Origin of the sequence: Phytobacter ursingii, from assembly GCF_001022135.1 — a bacterium.
Classification (GTDB): domain Bacteria; phylum Pseudomonadota; class Gammaproteobacteria; order Enterobacterales; family Enterobacteriaceae; genus Phytobacter; species Phytobacter ursingii.
In genome coordinates this window covers 1,530,831-1,554,882 of the sequence record NZ_CP011602.1, presented here as the reverse complement: position 1 = coordinate 1,554,882, position 24,052 = coordinate 1,530,831, and the positions used below count along the sequence as shown (strand labels likewise).

The 24,052-nt window shown below is 49.1% G+C and carries 20 protein-coding genes; 4 read left to right on the top strand and 16 right to left on the bottom strand.

Annotation, left to right across the window (positions count from 1 at the left end; all coding sequences use genetic code 11):
- Positions 1-46 precede the first annotated feature (46 nt).
- The gene (locus tag AB182_RS10890) at positions 47-394 is read left to right on the top strand and encodes a DUF1304 domain-containing protein (protein WP_047370096.1); all 348 of its coding nucleotides are present in this window, start codon (positions 47-49) and stop codon (positions 392-394) included.
- A gap of 81 nt (positions 395-475) precedes the next feature.
- Here the strand turns inward: AB182_RS10890 and AB182_RS10885 are convergent, their stop codons facing one another.
- From AB182_RS10885 to AB182_RS10860, 6 genes are all read right to left on the bottom strand, one after another.
- Positions 476-1,336: a hypothetical protein gene (locus tag AB182_RS10885; protein ID WP_047370095.1), complete on the bottom strand. Its 861-nt coding sequence runs from the start codon at positions 1,334-1,336 to the stop codon at positions 476-478.
- Positions 1,333-1,992 (bottom strand): hypothetical protein, encoded by a 660-nt coding sequence (locus AB182_RS10880; protein WP_047370094.1) that lies wholly within the window; start codon positions 1,990-1,992, stop codon positions 1,333-1,335. Before AB182_RS10880 ends, AB182_RS10885 begins: the two co-directional genes overlap by 4 nt.
- A 204-nt stretch (positions 1,993-2,196) precedes the next feature.
- Positions 2,197-3,267, bottom strand: a complete 1,071-nt coding sequence (locus tag AB182_RS10875; protein WP_047370093.1) for a helix-turn-helix transcriptional regulator — start codon at positions 3,265-3,267, stop codon at positions 2,197-2,199.
- A gap of 180 nt (positions 3,268-3,447) precedes the next feature.
- Positions 3,448-6,564, bottom strand: a complete 3,117-nt coding sequence (locus tag AB182_RS10870; RefSeq protein WP_047370092.1) for a multidrug efflux RND transporter permease subunit — start codon at positions 6,562-6,564, stop codon at positions 3,448-3,450.
- Positions 6,565-6,759: 195 nt separating this feature from the next.
- A complete protein-coding gene (gene crrC, locus AB182_RS10865; protein ID WP_047370091.1) occupies positions 6,760-7,167 on the bottom strand; it encodes a colistin resistant protein CrrC in 408 nt (135 codons plus the stop codon).
- 401 nt (positions 7,168-7,568) lie between these two features.
- Entirely contained in the window at positions 7,569-8,549 is a 981-nt protein-coding gene (locus tag AB182_RS10860; RefSeq protein ID WP_000019441.1) for an IS5-like element ISKpn26 family transposase, read from the bottom strand.
- Between the two features lie 193 nt (positions 8,550-8,742).
- Here AB182_RS10860 and AB182_RS10855 point away from each other — a divergent pair, with 193 nt between their 5' ends.
- Positions 8,743-9,447: a response regulator gene (locus AB182_RS10855; RefSeq protein ID WP_047370090.1), complete on the top strand. Its 705-nt coding sequence runs from the start codon at positions 8,743-8,745 to the stop codon at positions 9,445-9,447.
- Positions 9,444-10,520, top strand: a complete 1,077-nt coding sequence (locus tag AB182_RS10850) for a sensor histidine kinase (RefSeq protein WP_047370089.1) — start codon at positions 9,444-9,446, stop codon at positions 10,518-10,520. The genes AB182_RS10855 and AB182_RS10850 overlap by 4 nt, the downstream gene beginning before the upstream one ends.
- Before the next feature lie 15 nt (positions 10,521-10,535).
- On the opposite strand, the gene AB182_RS10845 is transcribed toward AB182_RS10850, so the two are convergent.
- From AB182_RS10845 to argC, 10 genes are all read right to left on the bottom strand, one after another.
- Complete coding sequence (locus tag AB182_RS10845; RefSeq protein WP_047370088.1) at positions 10,536-11,450, bottom strand: ATP-grasp fold amidoligase family protein; 915 nt, start codon at positions 11,448-11,450, stop codon at positions 10,536-10,538.
- Between the two features lie 195 nt (positions 11,451-11,645).
- Entirely contained in the window at positions 11,646-12,299 is a 654-nt protein-coding gene (fdnI, locus tag AB182_RS10840) for a formate dehydrogenase-N subunit gamma (protein WP_047370087.1), read from the bottom strand.
- The gene (gene fdxH / locus AB182_RS10835) at positions 12,292-13,179 is read right to left on the bottom strand and encodes a formate dehydrogenase subunit beta (RefSeq protein WP_047370086.1); all 888 of its coding nucleotides are present in this window, start codon (positions 13,177-13,179) and stop codon (positions 12,292-12,294) included. Before fdxH ends, fdnI begins: the two co-directional genes overlap by 8 nt.
- Positions 13,180-13,191: 12 nt before the next feature.
- The gene (gene fdnG / locus AB182_RS10830) at positions 13,192-16,242 is read right to left on the bottom strand and encodes a formate dehydrogenase-N subunit alpha (protein ID WP_071845869.1); all 3,051 of its coding nucleotides are present in this window, start codon (positions 16,240-16,242) and stop codon (positions 13,192-13,194) included.
- A 535-nt stretch (positions 16,243-16,777) separates the two neighbouring features.
- Positions 16,778-17,467 carry a VIT1/CCC1 transporter family protein gene (locus tag AB182_RS10825; RefSeq protein WP_047370085.1) on the bottom strand — a complete coding sequence of 230 codons (690 nt, stop codon included), beginning with the start codon at positions 17,465-17,467 and terminating at the stop codon, positions 16,778-16,780.
- A gap of 248 nt (positions 17,468-17,715) precedes the next feature.
- A protein-coding gene (locus tag AB182_RS10820; protein ID WP_223883564.1) for an IS1 family transposase occupies positions 17,716-18,413 on the bottom strand; the annotation gives its coding sequence in 2 pieces (ribosomal slippage) (positions 17,716-18,164 and positions 18,164-18,413; 699 coding nt in all).
- A 50-nt stretch (positions 18,414-18,463) separates the two neighbouring features.
- Positions 18,464-19,405, bottom strand: a complete 942-nt coding sequence (locus AB182_RS10815) for a methyl-accepting chemotaxis protein (RefSeq protein WP_052958823.1) — start codon at positions 19,403-19,405, stop codon at positions 18,464-18,466.
- A gap of 421 nt (positions 19,406-19,826) precedes the next feature.
- Positions 19,827-20,858 carry a methionine synthase gene (locus AB182_RS10810; protein ID WP_047370084.1) on the bottom strand — a complete coding sequence of 344 codons (1,032 nt, stop codon included), beginning with the start codon at positions 20,856-20,858 and terminating at the stop codon, positions 19,827-19,829.
- Between the two features lie 27 nt (positions 20,859-20,885).
- Positions 20,886-21,866 (bottom strand): DUF1852 domain-containing protein, encoded by a 981-nt coding sequence (locus tag AB182_RS10805; protein WP_047370083.1) that lies wholly within the window; start codon positions 21,864-21,866, stop codon positions 20,886-20,888.
- 242 nt (positions 21,867-22,108) lie between these two features.
- Entirely contained in the window at positions 22,109-23,032 is a 924-nt protein-coding gene (gene argC / locus AB182_RS10800; RefSeq protein ID WP_047370082.1) for an N-acetyl-gamma-glutamyl-phosphate reductase, read from the bottom strand.
- Between the two features lie 111 nt (positions 23,033-23,143).
- On the opposite strand from argC, the gene AB182_RS10795 reads away from it, so the two are divergent.
- Positions 23,144-24,031 carry a LysR family transcriptional regulator gene (locus tag AB182_RS10795; protein ID WP_047370081.1) on the top strand — a complete coding sequence of 296 codons (888 nt, stop codon included), beginning with the start codon at positions 23,144-23,146 and terminating at the stop codon, positions 24,029-24,031.
- The last annotated feature ends 21 nt before the right edge of the window (positions 24,032-24,052 follow it).

Sequence of the window (24,052 nt, the reverse complement as noted above, 5' to 3'; positions counted from 1 at the left end):
GTTATCTATACTCCAGATACCCTGCTCTTATCCGTTAAGGTTCCTTGTGTTAGCAAACATCCTCATCGCGCTTGTCGCCGCTATCCATGTCTACATTCTGGTTCTTGAAATGTTTTTGTGGGATACCAAAACAGGCCGCAAGGCGTTCAACCTTAGCCCCGATTTTGCCCGTGACACCCGCGTGATGGCCGCCAATCAGGGACTGTATAACGGCTTTTTAGCCGCCGGTTTGCTGTGGGGTCTGTGGCTGGGGGACGCCGGGTTTCCCGTCAAACTGTTCTTCCTGGCATGCGTATTGATAGCCGGGGTGTTTGGCGCAGCAACCGCCAGCAAGAAAATCCTCTATGTTCAAGCGCTACCGGCGCTTATCGCGATGGTCGCATTGCTGATGTAATGAATGTCTGAAATGAGAGGGATTACCGATATGCATTGGTAACCGACAGTGACTACCTGTAATGGCGGACTCTACCGCACGCTAATCATCAAGAAGCACCTTCTGCGCGGGTGTTTCTTTATTTTGGGGTATGCCAAAATCACGTCGGATATCTTTTACGCACTCCCCCTCCCGGCTTTTACTGGTTGACTGGGTGCAGTCGCGTATCATCGTCCAGCGCCCGGACTGGCAACGGTAGGCTCTTTTACCATAAGAAACAGACTGCCCCTCGGAATAGAAACAGACACGCGACTGGCAGCTCTCCGCGTCCTTTACAATGAACCATGAGCAGGATTTGCCTGTATAATCAAGACCCTCATCACTCGGTTTATCGGTCTGAACACTTTTCTTCTGCTTCCCGCTGTCCTTATTACTTGCCAACTGTTTCATTAGCTCGGGTGTACACTCCGCTGGTAGCGCATCGCCAGGATCGGACGTTTCCACGCCTGCACGACACATTAACGCTGGCATAATTTTTTGCCGGAATTCATCTGCGCCATGACGGGCCAGCGCCCTGGCCCATGCGGGAACCTCAGATTCCGGTAACGCTGCATAACGGTCATATTCGGCAATTTGTACTTTTGACATTTCGATGGCGGCAGCCAACGAACCATGGGTCTGAATTAGTAACTCCGGCGAGGTTTCCAGACCCTGACGCTCATCGCCCACCCCGGTAGCGATTTCGTACGCCACTGTCGGGTTGGGACAACTTTTTTTGCTTTTAACCTTTTCCACGCTCGCAGGTGTTTTACTCATCCAGGCGGCACACTTCCCCAGAGTATGTTTTTCAATATTGTTTTTTTCTTCCTGGGTTTGGTATTTTTTTCCCGTACTCAGGAGATCATCATAGGTCGATGCCGCGCACAAAAAAAACAGGCTAAGAATAATCAATAATGTCTTCATTTTGTTTTATTCCATTCGACATCGTGGACTTCGTTATCAATTACCACATGAAAAAAGAGTGGTGAATCAAAATTAAGATTTTGAGCAATAATCACCCCACCATAGCCTTCGCCAGGAGCAATGCGTTTTTCGTTCAAAGACTCATTAGAGAATTTGTTATTAATAAAGTCAGATTCGTTTTGAATCTGCTGGGTTGTTTGTTCAAGAGAGTTGGTATAATCACTGGCCACTGAGGGCTGTTTTGCGAGACCTGCCGCAACGCCCATCAAAAGACCCGAGATCATCGAGAAGGTATTGTGCGAGCTCATTTTATCATCCTGAACCTTGCTGACATCCGCTGAACTCATAAGCATGACGGGCGTAGCGCCGTTTTTCACATCGAAATTACGCACGCCAAAATCAAATGGATGATCAGATTTATTCATCGCTGCGACTTTATAAACGGCGCATTTACTGCAGTACCCTTTTTCATCGTATAAATAAGTAATAATAAATCTGGAGTTATTACGCTCAGAGACAATCACTTTTTGACCGGTATCCGTCACATCCAGTTTTTGATAATTAGGATGATAGACTCTGTTATTATAGCTATCAGATGAACAGGCACTTAAAAATGCGATAGCCAGTACAATAAATAAGAGAGAAGATCTTAGCATGTCAAAACCTCGCCAATAGACGACAGACAGATGTTTAAAATCACATCCATTTGCAATGACTTTCCTTAACAAGGAGACAGCAGCACACAACCGTGGCTGAGGAAATAATGCCCGGCCAGGCAGATAGCCGCTTGTCCTGTTAAATCCGAGTATAATTTCCGCTGGAAAAAATCCTCTCATTCATTTAGATGAGAGGATAAAAAATTAGCCGTGAACTGCTCTCGCAATCAACAGCAGCTCAGACTGGTTACGGGTGTTGGTTTTTCTGAACAGCGCGCTCAGATGCGTTCGCACCGTAGCAATAGAGACGCGTAAATGGAGCGCGCACTCTTCTGCCGTCATTCCACGAATCAGCAATCCTGTCAGGGCATTTTCACTGGGGGTAAGCCCGAAGAGATCGATAAGCGGCGTACCGCTGAGTAAGGGTAACGGAATGATAATGCTGGCAACGCCGACCATTTGCGCTGAAGGCAGCACAAGCACTGGCATCGTCTTACTTCCTGTCGTATAGCACAGACCCGCTTTTGGCAGTGAATCGGTTGACGTGGCACGCCGAATAGCCTGCTTTAATTTTTTACTGTCGGTATTGATATTCAGCGTATCGTGACAGGTTGCCCAGCTATCCCTGTACCTGTCGTGATAATGTTCGGCATGACGGTTCGCATAGAGTATTTTTCCCACACCGTTCACTAACCATACCGGATAAATATGATTATCAAGCAATGCGTTCTGATATTTTAAATTTTCCCGCAGTGACTCAAATCGGGCATGAAGATGAGTGGCTGTAATTAACGCAGGTATAAGACGCTTAAAAAGATCAAAATGCGATTGTTGTGGGTAAAGCGCACCGTTAGCAGTCATTAGCGATAAAAAACAGGCATAACCATTGACGGCACTTAATTTAACGCTGGTCAGATAATTCATATCGTTAGGACGATGAAATTCATTGTAATAAACGCTTGAGGCAATAAATTTATCTCCCAATACCTCTCTGTCCTGATAGAGCTTTCCCACTGGGGCACTGGTCAATATTTTCTCAGCAGGATCCAGCGCCAAAAATACATCACGATAGGCGGTAAATACTTTTTCTTCACAGAGCAGGGCATCCGTCAGCAGTTGCGCATTGCCTTTGTCGTAAAAAAGTAACGCGGCATATTGATGCCCTACCAGTAAGGCGATTTTTTCAAGCACGCAGGACCACACCTGAGGCTCGATCGTCGCGGCGAGGAGGAGCTCTAAAATTTCCGAATAAAGTCTCTCATCTTTCAGGGCCATAGCTCTACCTGCGTGCGCAATACCGTGCTTGTGTTTACATCTGCGTAAACCAGCACAACGACTGAAATTAAGAATAGTCTTAGATTTCAGGTTCTGCTATTACACCTCTACAGGACCTCGCGCAGTAAGCTCGGCACATCCGCCCACCGCAAAGGTACTGGCTGGAAGCGATAGCGGAGATTACCTGTTTCGGGGTTTATTCTGGCCGAATTTTCGCGTTTCAAGAAAACGGACAATGACGACGAAAAATACGGGAACAAAGAAAATAGCCAGTAACGTTGCGCTGATCATCCCTCCGAATACCCCTGTTCCTATAGCATGCTGAGTGCTGTCGCTTGCACCTTTGGCAAGCATCAGGGGAACCACGCCTAATGTGAACGCTAAAGATGTCATGAGTATCGGGCGCAAACGCTGTCCGGAGGCAATGAGTGTCGCCTCGATGATGTTTTTGCCCTGGTGCATTAATTGTCTCGCAAATTCAATAATCAGAATGGCGTTCTTGGCAGAGAGCCCAATAAGGGTTATCAGACCGACTTTAAAAAAGACGTCGTTCGTCATATTCGCAACGGTTACCGCCAGTACGGCGCCGAGCAAACCCAGCGGAACAACCAACATCACCGCAAAGGGAACAGACCAGCTTTCATAGAGCGCGGCGAGCACCATAAACACCACTAACATCGACAGAACAATGAGCCCCGGAAGCTGTGATGCTGATGCCTTTTCCTGTAATGAACTGCCTGCCCATTCGCCCGCAAAACCTGACGGTAAGTTTTTTGCAAGTTCCTCCATTGCCGCCATTGCGGTACCTGTGGATTCACCGGACGATGCATTTCCGGTAATACGAATGGCGGGATAGCCCTGATAGCGATTCAGTTGCTGCGGCGCGACCTTCCAGGAGAGCGTTACAAACGTGGACACCGGAAGCATCTGCCCCTGGCGGTTTTTAACCGATAAACGTAATAACTGTTCCGGCTGCATACGGAAAGGTGAATCAGCCTGGACAATGACCTGCTGAATCCGGCCATTATTGATGTAATCATTGACATAGCTTGATCCCGTTGCGACGGAAAGGGTTTGATTAATCTCATCAAACGAAACCCCCATGGCTTCGGCTTTTTCCCTGTCAATGTTAAGGGCGAGCGTTGCTCCCTCCGCAAGACCATCAATGTAAACATCGGTCAAATATGGGTTTTTATTAGCCTGCACGACGAGTTCATCCGCTGCCTTTTTTAACGCCTGATACCCCCTGCCTCCCCGGTCTTGCACATAATACGTGAACCCGGATGAGGTCCCCATATCAGAAATAGCCGGCGGAAGCAGACTCATTGTGACCCCGTCGGACACACTCTCCATTCTTGACTGAATAGCGTCAGCCTGATCTTGTGCGCTCATTCCTTCGCGTTGTTTCCAGTCCTTAAGGGTGGTGAACGCCATGGCTGAATTCTGGCCGGAGCCTGAAAACCCAAATCCCAGAATCATAATGTTGCTTTCGACCGCCGGTTGACCGGCGATTTCCTCTTCAAATTTTTGCACCACCTTAAGCGTACGCTGCATCGTCGCGTCTGAGGGAAGCTGGATTGATGACATAAAGTAGCCTTGATCTTCATCCGGTAAAAATGATGAGGGTAACGAAGCCAGACCGAGAAAAAGCGCCATGCACAACGCAGCATAGAGCATCATCATTCGTCCGGTCCGTTTCAGAACAAATCCGAGGCCGGAGGCGTAAAGCGAAGTAAGCGCATAAAAACGACCGTTGAACCACGCGGAAAATGCGCTGCCTCTATGCGAGGTATGATGATGGGGTTTTAATAACGTTGCGCAGAGTGCTGGCGTAAGCGTTAGTGCCAGAAAGGCAGAGAGTAAAATAGACACCGCCATAGAGATACAGAACTGCCGGTAAATAATCCCGACAGACCCTCCGGCAAACGCCATCGGGATAAATACCGCCGTGAGCACCAGCGTAATACCCATTATGGCCGGCGTGATTTCATGCATCGCTTGTCGCGTTGCCTCCTTCGGTGAGAGCGCCTTGTTTTCCATCAGGCGTTCAACGTTTTCTACGACAACGATGGCGTCATCAACGATAATGCCGATTGCCAGCACCATGCCAAACATGGTCAAAATGTTGATGGAAAAACCGCTTAACAACATCACCGTAAAGGTCCCCAACAGCGCCACAGGCGCAACGATGGCAGGGATCAGCGTGCAGCGGATTTTATGCAGAAAAAGCAGCATGACGAAGAAGACCAGAACCATCGCTTCAACGAATGTCTCCAGCACCTTCATTATGGATAGTTTAACGAAAGGCGCTGTATCAAAAGGAACCGTAAATTCCATTCCCTCAGGAAGTACGCCTGACAGCTCAGCCAGTCGCGCTCGGACACCGGATGCCGTATTGATAGCATTTGCACCGGGCGAAAGCTGGATAGCGGCAGCCGTCGCCGGAACACCGTTTTCACGAATTCCAAAGGCATAGCTTTGTAACCCGGATTCAACGCGGGCAACATCGGCCAGGGTCAGACGAGCGCCGCAGACCTCCGATTTAAGCGTAATATTGCGAAACGCCTCAACAGAGGAGAGTTGCCCCCTGACGGTTATCGGATAGGTAACGGCCTGACCAGAGACCGCTGGCTCGTCTCCCGTTCGGCCAGGAGAGACAATCACGTTTTGCTGACTCACTGCGGTTAATACGTCCGTAACAGAGAGTCCGTAACCGTGTAATTTCATCGGATCAAGCCAGATCCGCAGCGCTTTCTCACCGCCAAATAGCTGCACTTTACCGACGCCCGGCACACGTCGCAGTTCATCCGTCAAATTTCTGGCGAAATAATCGCTTAAATCCGCTTCCTGATATTCGCCGGTGCGGGATTTTAAACCCACCATCATAAGAAATCCGGAATTAGCGGCCTCAATATTAATACCATTTTGCCGCACAGCCTGTGGCAAACGCGGCTCAACAATCTTGATCTGGTTTTGCAGGTCCATCTGGGCGAGTTTAATGTCTGTACCCGGCCTGAAAGTGACCGTAATAGATGCCATACCGGTGGTATCACTGGACGATTCAAAATACAGTAAGTTATCCACGCCTGAGATCTCGCGTTCAATAAGCGAAACGACAGAGGTGTTCATGACATCCGGACTGGCGCCGGGGTAACTGAGCGAGATGATAATACCGGGCGGTGCAACCGCCGGATATTGTGCTACGGGCAGTTGGGGGATAGACAATAGGCCGGTCAGAACAATAAACAGCGCAACCACCCAGGCAAATATAGGTCTTTCAATAAAAAAGTACGGCATCAGAAATAATTCCAGTCAACTGACATAACGTTCAGGAAAATTAAAAAATTCACTAGCCTGCCTCACCCTTCCCGGCGGAAAGTCATGTGATAAATGATGTGTTTCAATGATAAAAAAACGATATTGACCACGTATGACAGGTTTATGGAAAGAGTGTGGAGGCGGACTTTCTCTGTACCTTTATGCATCACACAATTACTTTATGGTGAAAAAAGTCCACATCATCCGCATCAATAAATACACTGGCGTACCGAAGAAAAAGACACTTAAAAAACATCCGTAATAAAATATAAAATCATCCATCCCTGGCATCATATTGAGAAGTAAATTGAACACCAGAATAGTATAAACAAAGACAACAATAACATAGAACGTTATGACGGCTAACTCCCTTAATGCCCCTGGTTTCTTTTGAATGATAAAAAAGAAAAAAGCGATGACCACACAGGTAAACGCCAGGGGCAAAGAGATGACCGCGACATCTGCTTTTTCTTCAATAGTGTGTGCAACAAACAACCACGGAAACAGTAATATGCACGATACCAGAAAAAACAAAAAAGAATCCCAAATTACCTTTTGAAAAATACGTTCAATGTCTTTCATATTACTTTCCCTGACACAATCTAACGTGCATCAACTACGCATAAATTTCTGGCTTTAAACGTTATAAATTTTGAAAATAAATAGCGTTCGGCGTCTTGCCTGATTTCTCCAGTTGAAATGATTGCATCAGATTGTTGATTGTTTATTTCGGGATTGTGTAGCCAGTGTGGAGATACCTTCACGCAGTTTATTTCTTGCGGAAAAGCGCACAGGAATGCAACTTTTTTGGATTGGAACTGTCAGATTAGTCCTAAGGAAGGTGCGAATAAGCAGGTCATTTCTTCCCAAGCTGACTCGCTGATTAAAATTTCGCGGATCTGGGCCGATTTTTTTCCCGCAAACACATCGAATCAGCCTATTTAGGCTATTTTTTCCACCATTTCTGGCGTTATTTCCGGTTTTTACTGAGATCTCTCCCACTGACGTATCATTTGGTCCACCCGAAACAGGTTGGCCAGGGTGAATAACATCGCCAGTTGGTTATCGTTTTTCAGCAGCCCCTTGTATCTGGCTTTCACGAAGCCGAACTGCCGCTTGATGATGCGAAACGGGTGCTCCACCTTGGCACGGATGCTGGCTTTCATGTATTCGATGTTGATGGCCGTTTTGTTCTTGCGCGGATGCTGCTTCAAGGTTTTTACCTTGCCGGGACGCTCGGCGATCAGCCAGTCCACATCCACCTCGGCCAGCTCCTCGCGCTGTGGCGCTCCTTGGTAGCCGGCATCGGCTGAGACAAATTGCTCCTCTCCATGAAGCAGATTACCCAGCTGATTGAGGTCATGCTCGTTGGCCGCGGTGGTGACTAGGCTGTGGGTCAGGCCACTCTTGGCATCGACACCAATGTGGGCCTTCATGCCAAAGTGCCACTGATTGCCTTTCTTGGTCTGATGCATCTCCGGATCGCGTTGCTGCTCTTTGTTCTTGGTAGAGCTGGGTGCCTCAATGATGGTGGCATCCACCAAAGTGCCTTGGGTCATCATGACGCCTGCTTCGGCCAGCCAGCGATTGATGGTCTTGAACAATTGACGGGCCAGTTGATGCTGCTCGAGCAGGTGGCGGAAATTCATGATGGTGGTGCGATCCGGCAGGGCGCTATCCAGGGATAATCGGGCAAACAGGCGCATGGAGGCGATTTCGTACAGGGCATCTTCCATGGCACCGTCGCTCAGGTTGTACCAATGCTGCATGCAGTGAATACGCAGCATGGTCTCCAGCGGATAGGGCCGTCGGCCATTGCCCGCCTTGGGATAAAACGGCTCGATGACAGCGGTCATATTCTGCCATGGCAGAATCTGCTCCATGCGGGAGAGGAAAATCTCTTTTCGGGTCTGACGGCGCTTAGTGCTGAATTCACTATCGGCGAAGGTGAGTTGATGGCTCATGATGTCCCTCTGGGATGCGCTCCGGATGAATATGATGATCTCATATCAGGAACTTGTTCGCACCTTCCCTAACAAGGAGTAATATCAGACAAACAGACTTTACGCACATTGTATTCAATAACCTTTAAACAAGTACGACATAAGATATTTTTAGATAGAATAATTTCTATCATCGGTACTGGTGGAAGATAAAATGAACAAAGACAACCTGATCATTGTTGCTGAAGACGACGATGAAATTGCCGACATACTGATAAGCTATTTGCAGCGCGCGGGTATGAAAACCTTTCGGGCCAGGGATGGTGAGCAGGCCATAAATTTTACTCGCCTGCATAAACCAGACCTCATTTTACTTGATATCCATCTGCCTGTTTACGATGGATGGAATGTTCTTACGACCTTGCGCAAAGAGAGTAACGTACCGGTTATTATGGTAACGGCACTCGATCAGGACATCGACAAACTGATGGGGCTGAGGCTCGGGGCAGACGATTATGTCATAAAACCGTTTAATCCTTCGGAAGTTATCGCAAGGGTTGAGGCTGTACTGCGCAGAACCCGAATGAACACAGAACTCGTTAATACCAGGCCGATAAGAACAGCGTATCTGACCATTTATCCTGATGATTTTTATATTGAAATAAACGTCAGGGATGAAGTCGTTACGCCGGTGTTGACGACGACTGAATTTAAACTTCTCACCTATCTGGCGAGAAATCCGCGAAAGGTATGCTCACGCGAAGAGTTACTTGATTCCTGCCTGCCAGAAGGTGATTCACTGGACAGAACCGTAGACAGCCACATGAGCAAGCTGCGCAAAAAGCTGGAAAATGCGGGACTGAAAGGGATCCCGGAAAGTATCAGAGGGTTGGGTTACCGCCTGGGTGAGAATAAATGAAAAAAGACCCTATTCTCAGTCGTCAAATATTGACATATATGCTGTCGCTCACCTTCATTATTATCGCTATCGCCGTACTGGGCTCTTATTTATTTTATACTTTTTTAATTTACTATTTGCCTGGAGGGGCCCTGACAGGAAATGAAGATGAAATGACCATGGTGGACTGGCTGTGGATCATGATAGCTTCGCTGACCAGTCTGGTCGTTTCGCTGTTCTTTACGGTGAAATTGTCCTCCAGAATTCTGACGCCGTTAAATGCGGTCGCGTATAGCCTGAAACAAATTTCCCAGGGCAACCTTGACGCAAGGGCAACCTGTACGAGCTCTCAGTTGGGAGAGATGAATAATCTCGTCAACGATTTCAACGAAATGGCAGAAAAACTGCAGACCCTGGATATTCAGCGGAACTTATGGAATTCGGCTATCGCGCACGAGCTTAGAACGCCGGTGACGATTCTGCGAGGAAGATTGCAAGGACTGGTTGACGGTGTGTTCGAGCCAGCGCCCGTCCTGTTCCAGAACCTGCTTAAGCAAACCGAAGGTCTGGCGCATTTAATCGAAGATCTGCGGGTTGTCAGTTCTTATGGTGGGGCCGGATATACGCTAACCCTCAGTGAGACTGACCTTGAGGCAACGATTACGAGTGTGCTTGATAACTTTTTACCCGAATTTCAGCGCGCACACTTTACTATCACCACTGAACTTGAGCACCAGCAGTGTTTCTGTGATCCTCTGCGTATTATGCAATGCCTGACGGTGCTTTTTGATAATGCATTAAAATACGCGTCGTCACGATCGTTACGGGTAAAAAATGGCATTGCCGGGAAGGAAAACTTCATTCTCGTTGAAGACAGCGGCCCAGGCATTCCTGAGGAACGCCAGGGCCTGTTATTCCAGCCTTTCCAGCGAGGAGAACAGGCAAGAAAGAGTAACCCTGAGGGGTGCGGATTAGGGTTATCAGTGGTCAGAGCGATTATGCTCGCCCATGGTGGGAATGCAACTTACTGCCAGACCCAAGAAAAACACTCAATTTTTAAGATATCGTGGCCTGTCAGTCAGGAAAAACAATAATACGGTAAAGCAGGCTCAATGGAGCCTGTTTTTACACAGCGTCAGATCCCACATCTCGCCTAATTTCGCATTCCAGCTTGCAGGCGTGATCTTTAGTTTCCCGCGCATAGGGCTTAATGTTATTTCGCTAAAATAAAGGTCATTCCCTTGCAGCATCAGGTCGACACGACAGTAGTCAATTTCATCAGCCAGCTCCTGAGCCGCAATAATGGCTTTATAGAATAACCGTGGCTCCTCAACGGCATCCGGTGTGTTTGGGTATTCCATCTGAAAAGGTTGTAGCTTCCATGACCTGTCATAAACATTGATGTATTCGTTGCCGCTTTCATCGCTAAAATCGGCCTCTACAAAACACGCCACCCCATGAAAGCAATGTATTCTGAACATTTCAGGCGTCTTTTTTCTCACCACCCCAGAAAAAATATCGATATATTTTTCGCAGAGAATCACCGGCGTTATAGATTTGTACTGCCACTCTCTGGTGGTGTAATACATGTTTTTATTGAGCGCAAGCTTCAATTTGTTCAATGCTTTCGCAGGCTCAAACCTGTCTTTATCTTTACAAATTACCGTACTTCCACTGTCATGGTTGCATTTTAAAACAAAGCGTTTGGGTAACGTACTAAAATCAATATCGTCAACGCGGTGGTAGACGCCAATCAATGGGATGGTTTTAACCCGCCTGGTTTTTGCATGTACATAATCACGGACGGCGAGTTTATCCGCTAATAATGTATAAAAAGGGTTACGATCAAATACCAGCCGGTGACAAATTTTCTCACTCAATGTCACAGGATTGATCAGGTCTGCCTGACTTCCGGAAATTTTATTAAGCGCTGCCGTGTGAAAATAGAGATCCGGGGTAACAAACACCCTGGTTTTTCTGATTAAATATTCGGCATATTTTAGAATGTAATTAAGCTTATTCATGGTTCCTCCTGAGCACGATCGATATTGTGTCGGAGGAAGATTGCTTTATATTGTCCAGTTAATGGAGGCAGTATGGAGCACGCTACAATAAATAAGCCTGATTCATTTAAATGGCAACGCTGGCGTGTTTATTTCTCAACGCAAAACGCAACGTCTTACAACAGCGACCACCGCAGCGCGGTGGTCGCCATTACGTCACAAGGGCTTGCTCTCTTGCGCCTCTTTTTCGGCAGCTTCAACGTCACGATACCAGCGCGGGTGATGCTTCTTCGCCCAGCGGCGGCTGACTTTGCCTTCAATCATGCCCTTAATGGAGCCCTTCACCCAGAACGCCATATACATATGGATCAAAATGGCGTGAATGAGCACAATCGCGGCCGTCGCGTGGATTAATAAACTCCAGCGGACAAAGGTGATGGAAAAATAATGGGCAAAATAAGGTCGCCAGATAATGACGCCGGTGACCAGCAGAACAAAAATCAGACTCATAATGCTCCAGAACATCATCTTCTGGCCGGCATTATATTTCCCGACATCCGCCACTTTATGTTCATTGCCTTTCAGTACCTCAACAATCCCTTTTACCCATGGAATATCCTGCTTATCGGGAATGTTGTGATGCACAAAACGGACAAACATGAACATCAGCAGGACGAATATCAGCACGCCGAAGAAGGGATGCAATATGCGCCCGACCTGTGGCGTTCCGAACGTTTCGGTCAACCATTGCAGGGTGGGGAAAAACAGCGCAATGCCGGAAAGCGACACCAGAAAGAAACTGATCACTACCGTCCAGTGACATGCGCGGTCAATAAACTTCGTGCGCAGGATCATTTTGCTTTTACTCATGACCGTTCTCCTCTTCGTCATCATCCGTCTCTTTGTTCGGCCCTATTCCCACATAGTGGTAAATCAGCCCGGCAAAGGTGGCGATAAACCCGGCTGCGGAGAGCGGTTTGAGAACGCCTTTCCATAAATTGACCGGCGTGGAAATCTGCGGATCGTTCGGCAGGTTGTGATAGAGCGCTGGCTGGTCCGCGTGATGCAGAACATACATCACATGTGTGCCGCCCACGCCCTGTGGGTTATAGACGCCCGCGTTGTCATAGCCGCGTTTTTTAAGCTGCTCCACGCGGTTTTCTGCGACGTTGAGCATCTCTTGTTTGGTACCAAACTGAATCGCCCCGGTCGGGCACGTTTTCACACATGCAGGCTCCTGCCCGACGCTTACTCTGTCCACGCAAAGCGTACATTTATAGACGCGATTATCATCAGGGTTCAGCCGTGGGATGTTGAACGGGCAGCCGGCAATGCAGTAGCCGCAGCCAATACAATGCTCGGACTGGAAATCCACAATCCCGTTGGCATACTGAACAATCGCGCCGGCAGACGGGCAGGCTTTAAGGCAGCCCGGATCCGCACAGTGCATACAGCCATCTTTGCGAATAAGCCATTCCAGTTTGTCGTTCTGCGTGGTTTCGCTAAAACGCATCACCGTCCAGGACTTCGCGCTCAGATCGGTCGGGTTGTCATAGACACCGTTGCAGTAGCCCACCTCGTCGCGAATGTCGTTCCATTCAGAGCAAGCGACCTGGCAGCCTTTACAGCCGATACAGACGCTGACATCGATGAGTTTTGCCACTTCCGCACGGAAATCCCGTGCCTGTGGAGGGGGCGTCAACCCATTGGTCGCGGAACGTTTAATAACATCTTGTGATTGCATAGCCATAGGTTCCCTCCTTTACACACGCTCGATGTTAACCAGAAACGCCTTGTACTCCGGCGTTTGCGAGTTGGCATCGCCGACCGATGGCGTCAGCGTGTTGGCAAGGAAGCCTTTGCGCGTTGCCCCTTCAAAACCCCAGTGACAAGGAATGCCGATGGTATCCACCGACTTCCCGTCTATGGTCAGCGTCTGCAGACGTTTCGTCACCACCGCCTTGGCTTTGATAAAGCCGCGTTTCGAACTCACTTTCACCGTATCGCCTGCCGCGATGCCCTTTTTCTGCGCCAGCGATTCGCCAATTTCGATGAACTGATCGGGCTGCGCGATGGCGTTGAGGCGCGCGTGTTTGGTCCAGTGGCGGAACAGCTCGGTGATAGAATAGGTGGTAGCGACATACGGGAAAGCGTCCGCTTTACCCATATTGGCGATATCGTCATGGAAAATACGCGCCACCGGACTGGAGACCACCGCCGGATGCAGCGGATTAGTGCCAATCGGCGATTCAATCGGTTCGTAATGTTCCGGGAACGGCCCGTCGTTCATTTTGTCGATAGAGAACAGGCGCGCCACCCCTTCCGGGTTCATGATAAACGGCCCGACATTGCTGCCCGGTGCGGCCTGGCTGTAATCCGCCACGTCCATCCCGCTCCACTTTTTACCATCCCAGTGCAGCAACGCGCGTTTGGCATCCCACGGTTTCCCTGACGGATCGGCGGAAGCGCGGTTATAGAGGATGCGACGGTTAGCCGGCCACGACCACGCCCATCCTGGCGTACAGCCAAGACCATACGGATCGCTGTTATCGCGGTTAGCCATCTGGTTGCCCTGCTCTGTCCAGCTTCCGCAGTACACCCAGCAAAAGCTGCTGGTGGTGCCGTCATCACGCAATTGGGCAAAGCTACTGAGCTGTTGGCCTTTTTTGGCAATCATCTGCCCTTTGTCGTCATACAGATCGGCCAGCGCCATCCCGTTCGCTTCCCGGGCAATCTCTTCCGGATGCGGATCGTACGGATCTTTATAGTTCCAGTTGATGTTCATCAGCGGTGCCGGGTTTGCGCCCCCTTCCTGCTGGTAAAGCTCACGCAAGCGCATGAACAAACGTCCAAGAATCTTACCGTCGTGCAACGCTTCGCCTGGTGGCTCCGCCGCCGCCCAGTGCCACTGGAGCCAGCGCCCGGAGTTGGCAATCGAACCATTTTCTTCGGCAAAGCAGGATGACGGCAGGCGGAAAACTTCCGTTTTGATGTCCGCAGGATTGACGTCGTTCATCTCCCCGTGGTGCTGCCAGAAATTTGACGATTCCGTCACCAGCGGGTCAATGACCACCATGTATTTGAGCTTCGAGAGCGCGCGGGAGGATTTGTTTTTATCCGGGAACGCTGCCAGCGGGTTAAAGCCTTGCACGATATAGCCGTTAATCTTCCCTTCCAGCATCAACTCGGCCTGGGTCATCACATCATAGAGGCGATCCCATTTCGGCAGCCAGTCGTAGCCCCAGTTGTTCTCTGCCGTCGCATGCTCACCCCAGAAACTTTTCATCATGCTGATAAAGAATTTCGGTGTGTTTTGCCAGTAGTTGACTTCGTTCACCCCCAGCGCAGGCGGGGTAATTTGTGAAATATAAGTCTGGTAGTCCGGCTGTTTTTCCGATGGCAGCGGCATATAGCCCGGCAGGTTGGTTGATAACAGGCCAAGGTCGGTGTAACCCTGAATATTAGAGTGACCACGAAGCGCGTTGACGCCGCCTCCCGCCATGCCGATATTCCCGAGCAGCAGTTGCAACATTGCCGCGGCACGGATGATTTGCGCCCCGGCGGTATGGTGCGTCCAGCCCAGCGCGTAAAGAATCGTCGCGGTGCGATCCGGCACGCTGGTGCTGGCCAGGATCTCGCAAATGCGTTTGAAATCGGCCAACGATGTACCGCACAGACGGTTGACCATTTCCGGCGTGTAACGTTCGACATGTTTTTTCAGCAGGTTCCAGACACAGCGCGGGTGGCTTAGTGTCTCGTCCCGCAGAGCATTGCCCTGCTCATCAAGCTGATAAAACCAGCTCGATTTATCGTACTGGCGCTTTTTCGCGTCATAGCCACTGAACACGCCGTCTTCGAACTGATAGTCGTCGCGGATAAGCAGACTGGCGTTGGTGTAATGGCGCACATAGTCGTGTTGAACGCGATCATTTTCCAGCAGATAGCGAATCACGCCCAGCAGGAAGGCGGCGTCTGACCCCGCGCGGATAGGCGCATAAAGATCGGCCACCGCGGCGCTACGGTTAAAGCGCGGATCGACCACCACCACCGTGGCGTCATTTTTCGTTTGTGCTTCAACGACCCATTTGAAACCCACCGGGTGTGCCTCTGCGGCGTTACCGCCCATGATCAGCACCACGTTAGCATTTTTAATATCAACCCAGTTGTTGGTCATCGCACCACGACCAAAGGTCGGTGCCAGCGCAGAGACGGTAGGCCCGTGGCACAGGCGTGCCTGACAATCGATGGCGACCATCCCCAGGCTGCGGGTGAATTTACCGTCGAGAATACCGGTTTCGTTACTGGCGGCCGAAGAGCACAACATACCGGTGGTGGTCCAACGGTTGACGGTCTGCCCCTGGGCATTTTTCTCGACAAAGTTCGCGTCACGGTCATCTTTCATTAACCGCGCAATCCGGTTAATGGCCTCATCCCAACTGATACGCACCCATTTATCTGAGCCTGGCGCACGGTATTCGGGATACTGCAGGCGCGTCTCGCTGTGAATATAATCCAGCACGCCTGCCCCTTTAGGACACAATGACCCCCGACTGACCGGGTGGTCCGGGTCGCCTTCAATATGGTAAATGCTTTCTTTCACGTTTTTGGCCGTATCGCCAAGGCTGTACATCAGCATGCCGCAGCCGACAGAGCAGTAAGTACAGTTATTACGCGTCTCTTTTGCTTTTAAGAGTTTGTATTGACGTGTTTCCGCATGAACGGAAAAAGATGATAAAAATCCGAGAGATGCAACAGTGGTTCCTGCCATACCGCCCGCGCAGATTCGAAAGAACTGCCTCCGGCTGAGCTCCATGTATCCTCCAGCTTAAACTTAAGACATGAAAAGGGACGGAGATTATAGGGGCAATCGAGACGGGAAACCATTACTCTTATGTGGTTATTGATACAGGTCAATATTTTGATTGTATTGAAGAAACCGGAAACTGATCAGAACAAGTAATTTGCCTGGCTAAATGCTGATTTTCGCCTTATTTGCGCCTGAAAAAATCGATACGGGAAGCGGCTACGGCTTGAACATACCCAGCCACATCTGCGCCCGATGGCGGGCAGATCATTCGCGAAAAATTTCTCAGGCGCTTCGCATACGCTGATACAACCCTGAGCACAGCCCACTACCTGCCAGGTCTTTCTTCCAGCGTGGCGGATGCTTATCTCTCTACCGTGCCGGACTGGCGCGCCCTTCTTTTCGATCGACCTGGATCACTGGCCCGCGCTGGCAACGTTTATGACGTCATCGCCTTGCCAGTCCGTGATATTTTTATGTTTATCCTGAAAAGGATTATTCACTTGTTCACTGGACGCATTTTTTCTGAGAATTAAAGCACGCGCTAAAACAGTGACTGCCCGGCAAGATGACCTATTCCCATCGATAAAACCATCGCCATGGTACTCCAGAACGTAATTCTGATTATTGCCCTGAGCGGATTCGCTTTGCTCACCACCGATGATATATAGCCAAGGACAGCCAGTGAAAAAAGAGTGGAAAGGATGATAAACAAAGAAATCAGTGACGTGGGGGTAAGCCAGGCAATGATGACAGGCAGTACCGCGCCGGCAGAAAAACTCCCTGCCGAGAAGATGGCCGCCTGCAACGGTCGCGCAGAATTGGTACCTGTCAGACCGAGTTCTTCCCGTGCATGGGCATCAAGCGCATCTTTCATCATAAGCTGTTGCGCCACCTGACTGGCAAGCGCTGGCTCCAGCCCCCGTTGCATATACAGTGAAGTCAGTTCCTGTACTTCGCCCTGGTAATCTGTTTCCAGTTCCTTTTTTTCCTGAGCGAGAGCCGCGTTTTCAGTATCAGACTGAGAGGAGACGGATACATATTCCCCTGTCGCCATCGACATCGCGCCAGCAACCAGCCCGGCAATCCCCGCCAGTAAAATCGCAGAAGGGTTCGGGTTCGCAGACGCCACCCCGAGAACAAGGCTTGCTGTGGAAACAATGCCGTCATTGGCCCCCAGTACGGCAGCTCTTAACCATCCCACGCTTTCAATGCTGTGTCGTTCAAGATGCATGTTTCTGTTTTCCAGTAAATGTGCAGGTTAATAACACCAGTATTGCTCATAGATAAAAATGCGCATTCCTTTATTTTGGAGGTTAAATCTTAAGTTTGTATTAACGTTGAATAATGGCTGAGCGCTAAATGTTGATAATATTATCCCGCCTGTCTTTGGTCGAAATGATAATAAATATCATAGTTGTTCAGTGGCGACGTTAAAAAGCATCGTTAAGTATTAGCGTAAATTCTGGTAATGACTCCAACTTACTGATAGTGTTTTATGTTCAGATAATGCCCGATGACTTTGTCATGCAGCTCCACCGATTTTGAGAACGACAGTGACTTCCTGCCCAGCCTTGCCAGATGCTGCCTCAGATTCAGGTTATGCCGCTCAATGCGCTGCGTATATCGCTTGCTGATAACGTGCAGTTCTCCCTTCAGGCGTGATTCATAAAGCGGCCAGCCATCCGTCATCCATACCACGACCTCAAAGGCCGACAGCAGGCCCAGAAGACGCTCCAGCGTGGCCAACGTGCGTTCACCGAATACGTGCGCCACAACCGTCCTCCGTATCCTGTCATACGCGTAAAACAACCAGCGCTGGCGTGATTTAGCGCCGACGTAACCCCACTGTTCGTCCATTTCCGCGCAAACAATGACGTCACTGCCCGGTTGTATGCGTGAGTTTACCGACTGCGGCCTGAGTTTTTTAAGTGTCGTAAAATCGTGTTGAGGCCAACGCCCATAATGCGTGCACTGGCGCGACATCCGACGCCATTCATGGCCATATCAATAATTTTCTGGTGTGTACCGGGCTGAGAGGCGGTGTAAGTGAACTGTAGCTGCCATGTTTTACGGCAGTGAGAGCAGAGATAGCGCTGATGTCCGGCAGTACTTTTACCGTTACGCACCACGCCTTCAGTAGCTGAGCAGGAGGGACAACTGATGGAGATGGAAGCCACGGGAGAACCTCAAAAACACCATCGTACACTAAATCAGTAAGTTGGCACCATTACCGACTCACGGTAACTGACAGCTCATTCATACTTGCCGCCGTCTCCTCCAGAGAAGAGGCCTGGGATTCAGTTCGTGAAGAGAGATCGTCGTTACTCATGGCTATTTCATTCGCCGCAGTATCGACTTCTTTGCTGGCATCTTTTACGCTTGCTAATGCTCCTCTGATTTTCTCAACCAGCCCATTAAAACTTTTTGCTGTCATACCAAGCTCATCATTTTTATCAATGTTTAAGCGAAGGGTAAGATTCAGCGTCTCACTGATAGTGGCCATGCTTTCCTGAAGGGTGCGTAATCCTTTTTTCAGATATGTCAAAATTTGCCATGAGAAAAGGGTGATAACTGCAACCGCAGAAATAATTATAATACTCAGGAACCACACAGTTTCATGATACTGATTATGGTTGTCTTCGGCATAATTAACAGCGATTTTATAATTATACTCCAGCATTTCTTGTATCGCCGCGCTAAGCGCTACAGAAGCGATGGCCGTTGCGCCCCCGTCAGATACCAGTAATCTGGCGGCATCAACACCGTCTTTCTCATAGACATTTTTCATGTCAGCCACTTTTGCTTTATATTCTTCAAACGTACGGATGGTTTTTTTTATTAACTCACCATCATGTTGGTCTGAAACGAGTTCTGATTGATATTCATTCAATATGCTTTGAACTTTATTTAACTCACTGGTCGCCGTAGCGATATGTTTTTCAAACACTTCTTTGTCATTTACCAACAATGACATGAGAATCTGACGCCTCGCCTCTTCCCTGTGTAGCAGAGCTTCACTGAGTTTACTGATGCTCGGCATACTATTTGTTGTCACATATTCGAACCGGTCTTGTGCGTTATTGAGCGCTTTCAGGCTAAGTCCACCAAGGGTGATCATTATCACAATTGAAAAAATAAATATTAATGTCAGTTTCTTAAGAATGGTCATGTTTAGCCTCATCAGCGCAAATGCGGTTTTATTTTTATCGGCGCTGGTGTGCTTATCTTTATATTGGCAACAGTAAAAATTTCAGTTAAGGAATGCTTACTCAATATTAAGTAGCATTAAATTATTTTTTTGCACTTTAATTTTGAGAGGGGATTTTACATATAAAACACGTTCTTATCGCCAGGGTATAACATGCAAGAAATTAAATCGCAGCAAGCTTGTTGTTAATTACGGGTAGATGAAGAAAATATATTATATACGAGATATTTACTTTGTTATGCGGCTGGAGGTAAGCAGTCGCCGTGCTTCATCCATGTTAACGGCAATCTCAGATAACATGCAGTCCGGCTATTCAGACAAAAAAACGATTGATCCCCCACCGGACCGGACTGCACGTGTAAAACGTCCCTGACGGGTAACGTTATTTGCCCGACAGTTCACGGCGGATGATTTCCGCCCCTGCGCTTAAGGCATTGAGCTTACCATTGGCGACCCGACGCGATAAAGGCGTCATGCCACAGTTAGTCGAAGGATAAAGCTTATCGGCATCAACAAATTGTAGAGCTTTGCGCAGCGTACTGGCGACCTCTTCAGGCGTCTCAATGGCAGACGTTGCCACGTCAATCGCCCCCACCATCACTTTCTTACCGCGAATCAGTTCCAGCAGATCCATAGGTACGCGCGAGTTATGGCATTCCAGCGAGATAATATCGATATTTGACGTCTGCAACTTCGGAAACGCCTCTTCGTACTGCCGCCACTCGGAGCCCAGCGTCTTTTTCCAGTCAGTATTGGCTTTAATGCCATAGCCGTAGCAGATGTGTACCGCCGTTTCGCATTTCAGCCCTTCAATGGCTCTTTCTAATGCGGCGACACCCCAGTCATTGACCTCGTCAAAGAATACATTAAAGGCAGGTTCATCAAACTGGATAATATCAACACCCGCCGCCTCTAATTCTTTTGCTTCCTGATTGAGGATTTTGGCAAATTCCCAGGCCAGTTTTTCGCGGCTTTTGTAATGGGCATCGTAGAGCGTATCGATCATCGTCATCGGCCCGGGCAGCGCCCATTTAATCGGCTGTTTAGTCAGTTGCCGTAAGAATCTGGCATCTTCAACAAAAACCGGTTGTTGACGCGCTACCTCACCCACCACGGTCGGCACGCTCGCCTCATAGCGATTACGAATTCTGACGGTCTCACGTTTTTCAAAATCAACACCGCTGAGGTGTTCGATAAACGTTGTCACAAAATGCTGGCGCGTTTGTTCACCATCACTGACGATATCAATCCCTGCCCGCAGTTGATCGAAGAGAGATAAACTGAGGGCATCTTTTTTCCCCTCAATTAACTCTTCATTGTGTAATTTCCAGGGGGACCACAATTTTTCTGGCTCGGCCAGCCAGGACGGTTTCGGCAAACTGCCCGCAGTTGACGTGGGGAGCAATGTTTTCATAATAAATGACCTTTTAGTCTCGATTAATTAGAGAGCGTAGTTAGCAGACCATTGCTCAAGAATATTTTTGTAGGGTTTGATAAAGTGCTCTTCAGTAAACTTACCCTGCTCGATTGCCAACTGGCTGCGCTCTTCCCGGTCATAGACAATTTTGGTTAATGAATGGTCCTGATGATTCAGGTCTGGCTGATAATAATGACCGGCGACAGCATTAGCATTGTAAATTTCAGGACGATAAATCTTCTGAAATGTCTCCATCGTACTGATGGTACTTATCAGCTCAAGGCTGGTGTAATCACGCAGTAAATCACCCGAAAAATAAAAGGCCAGCGGCGCAACGCTGTTTTGCGGCATGAAATAGCGAACCTGCAGGCCCATTTTGTTGAAATACTGCTCCGTCAGCGATGTACCGTTGGGCTGGTATTCAATACCCAATACAGGGTGTTGATTGCCCGTGCGCTGATAAATGTCTTTGCTGGACACGCTCAGGCAGATGACCGGTGACTTTTTAAAGTTTGCTTTGTAGGCACTGGAGTTGACGAAATGTTTGAAGATATTGCCATGCAAATCGCCAAAATTGTCAGGAAGACTAAACCGAGCCTGGTCTTTATTATGTTCTAATAACAATACGCTAAAGTCATAATCTCGCACGTATGAAGAGAAGTTATTTCCGACAATTCCCGCAATACGTTCATTGGTTTTCTTATCTACAATATGCGTTTCCAGGATTTCAATGGCCGGGAATGCAATACCCTCTTTAGCGCCAATCGTCATCTCCGCGGAGATAATTTCAAGTTCGACCGAATACCGATCGCTTTTGGGATTATCCCAGTGAGCCAGGGCATTAAAGCGATTATCGATCATCACTAATGTATTGCGCAGGTTTTCCTGTCGGTTATCGCCTCTGGCCAGATTGGCAAAGTTAGTCGTAATGCGCGTATTTGCCGCGGGGTTATAATTTTCGTCGAAGCGACTGCGCTTAATGGTAAACGTGAAATCTTTATTCATCGCGATTTTGCACCCGGATGTCTGACATGAAAACCTTATCCCTTCATTGAGTTACCAGGCGCTCTGGTTTCTCAGTCGTCGTTTTCATGTTATCAATAAGTTAATGTTAAATATTTATGCCAGAGCCATCGGATGAGTAAAAGCGAGTTAATTTCATTACAACATGAGCCATCTTCATGATCGGTTTACCCTCTAACCAGGAGCAGATGCCGGGCATAAAAGCCCGGTTTGATGGCTGCGTGTTAGTCGGCACCGATCAGCAGATTGAGATTTTGCACGGCAGCGCCCGAAGCCCCTTTGCCGAGGTTATCGAAGACCGCTGTCAGCAGTATTTGTCCATTTTCGGGGTTTGCAAATACGCCAAGCTCCATATCATTCGTGCCGTTCAGACGCTCCGGGTTGATCCGATCTGCATCGCCGGCTGTCATCCCGGGCCGCACCCTGACATGCTTGCTATGGCGGTAATGCTCTGTCAGGCAAGCATGTATCGCATAAGCACTGGCGTTTTTAGTCAGTAAGCGTTGCTGTAACGGCACACTCACTACAATCCCCTGACGATACCCACCGTAAGCGGGCATAAAGACGGGCGGAACAGAGAGCCCGGCGTAGCGCGTCATCTCCGGAACATGCTTGTGTCTGAGAGCCAGACCATAGACCTGGAACGCAGGTGCCGCATCTGCCTGTTCGCCTTCGTACTGCGCTATCGCCGCCCTTCCCCCGCCCGAATAGCCAGAAACAGCATGAACAGAAAGGGGATAATCGGCGGGCAACAGTCCGGCATTGACCAACGGCAGCAGGAGACCAATCGCTCCCGTAGGGTAACAACCAGGGTTCGTGATGCGCGTTGACGCCCTGATACGATCGGGCTGGTCGGCGCTCATCTCAGGAAAACCGTAGGTCCAGCCGGGCGTGACCCGGTGGGCTGAACTGGCATCGATAACCCGCACATGCGGATTTTTCACCATCGCCACCGCCTCGCGAGCAGCCTCATCAGGTAAGCACAGAATAGCGATATCGCAGCTGTTGAGCATCTCTGCGCGCAGGCGCGTGTGTTTACGTTGTGAAACAGGAAGCGTCATCAGAGTGATGTCTGCACGACCGCGCAGTCGGTCATGTATCTGTAAGCCTGTTGTGCCCTGCTCACCATCAATAAATACGTTTGTCATTGTCACTCCTGGTCTCGGATAGAATTTCATGACATGGATATTGTGCCCGTGTTAAGAATAGGTAAAGTTGAATTATCTTTACGTAAAATTCAGTTTTTCTGAGGTATGTTGATGCGTGAGATTAACCTTGATCAGTTACGCACACTGATAACCATTGCCGATACCCGCTCTTTCAATGAGGCCGCCGGACGACTGCACTTGTCTCCCCCAACGGTCAGTCTGCATATTTCCGAACTCGAAAATCGGATAGGGGCGACACTACTTTCCCGTACCCGTGGCAACGTCAGACCAACGGCGATTGGCGAAAAGCTGGTCACGCATGCGCGTCGGTTACTGGCGGATGCCGCTTATGTGCTTGAGGATATCTCGCGTCAGGCGCAGGGTCTGACCGGGCAGGTCCGACTGGGCGCCTCAACAGGCGCTATCGCCAATCTTCTGCCACAGGCAATTGAAAAACTGGCGCAGTTCCATCCGAATATTGATGTGCAGATTACCGTGCTCACGTCTCAGCAGACCCTTGAGCAACTGAAATCCGGTTCACTCGATATTGGGATTGTTGCGCTCCCACAACTGCGGGGTAATGGTCTGGAAATTGATACCTGGCGGCGGGATCCGGTTGTCGCTTTTCTGCCTGCCAACTGGGAAATACCGGATGTGGTGTCGCCTCAATGGTTGATTGAAAAACCGCTGATCCTCAACGGCTCTGGTACCCATTTATCACAACTGACAAACCACTGGTTTGCCAAAACGGGACACCGCCCCACGCCGCGAATTAAACTTGATTACAACGATGCGATAAAAAGTCTGGTGGGCGCAGGTTATGGCGCCACGCTGTTACCGCTTGAATCGGGTACGCCAGACTCCCGTGATAAGCGCATTGCGGTTCGTCCCCTCAAGCCAGCATTGTGGCGGGAGTTAGGATTAGCCTGGAGAGAGGGGGAAAATGATATATCGACACAACATTTACTGGCGGTGTTGCGGGATTTAAAACAGGCGTGAAGTGCGGTTTGTTATTTTCAG

Coding starts and splice junctions, on each gene's coding strand:
- AB182_RS10885 (WP_047370095.1), bottom strand. CDS start 1,336: ATGAAGACATTATTGATTATTCTTAGCCTGTTTTTTTTGTGCGCGGCA.
- AB182_RS10880 (WP_047370094.1), bottom strand. CDS start 1,992: ATGCTAAGATCTTCTCTCTTATTTATTGTACTGGCTATCGCATTTTTA.
- AB182_RS10875 (WP_047370093.1), bottom strand. CDS start 3,267: ATGGCCCTGAAAGATGAGAGACTTTATTCGGAAATTTTAGAGCTCCTC.
- AB182_RS10870 (WP_047370092.1), bottom strand. CDS start 6,564: ATGCCGTACTTTTTTATTGAAAGACCTATATTTGCCTGGGTGGTTGCG.
- crrC (WP_047370091.1), bottom strand. CDS start 7,167: ATGAAAGACATTGAACGTATTTTTCAAAAGGTAATTTGGGATTCTTTT.
- AB182_RS10860 (WP_000019441.1), bottom strand. CDS start 8,549: ATGAGCCATCAACTCACCTTCGCCGATAGTGAATTCAGCACTAAGCGC.
- AB182_RS10855 (WP_047370090.1), top strand. CDS start 8,743: ATGAACAAAGACAACCTGATCATTGTTGCTGAAGACGACGATGAAATT.
- AB182_RS10850 (WP_047370089.1), top strand. CDS start 9,444: ATGAAAAAAGACCCTATTCTCAGTCGTCAAATATTGACATATATGCTG.
- AB182_RS10845 (WP_047370088.1), bottom strand. CDS start 11,450: ATGAATAAGCTTAATTACATTCTAAAATATGCCGAATATTTAATCAGA.
- fdnI (WP_047370087.1), bottom strand. CDS start 12,299: ATGAGTAAAAGCAAAATGATCCTGCGCACGAAGTTTATTGACCGCGCA.
- fdxH (WP_047370086.1), bottom strand. CDS start 13,179: ATGGCTATGCAATCACAAGATGTTATTAAACGTTCCGCGACCAATGGG.
- fdnG (WP_071845869.1), bottom strand. CDS start 16,242: ATGGAGCTCAGCCGGAGGCAGTTCTTTCGAATCTGCGCGGGCGGTATG.
- AB182_RS10825 (WP_047370085.1), bottom strand. CDS start 17,467: ATGCATCTTGAACGACACAGCATTGAAAGCGTGGGATGGTTAAGAGCT.
- AB182_RS10815 (WP_052958823.1), bottom strand. CDS start 19,405: ATGACCATTCTTAAGAAACTGACATTAATATTTATTTTTTCAATTGTG.
- AB182_RS10810 (WP_047370084.1), bottom strand. CDS start 20,858: ATGAAAACATTGCTCCCCACGTCAACTGCGGGCAGTTTGCCGAAACCG.
- AB182_RS10805 (WP_047370083.1), bottom strand. CDS start 21,866: ATGAATAAAGATTTCACGTTTACCATTAAGCGCAGTCGCTTCGACGAA.
- argC (WP_047370082.1), bottom strand. CDS start 23,032: ATGACAAACGTATTTATTGATGGTGAGCAGGGCACAACAGGCTTACAG.
- AB182_RS10795 (WP_047370081.1), top strand. CDS start 23,144: ATGCGTGAGATTAACCTTGATCAGTTACGCACACTGATAACCATTGCC.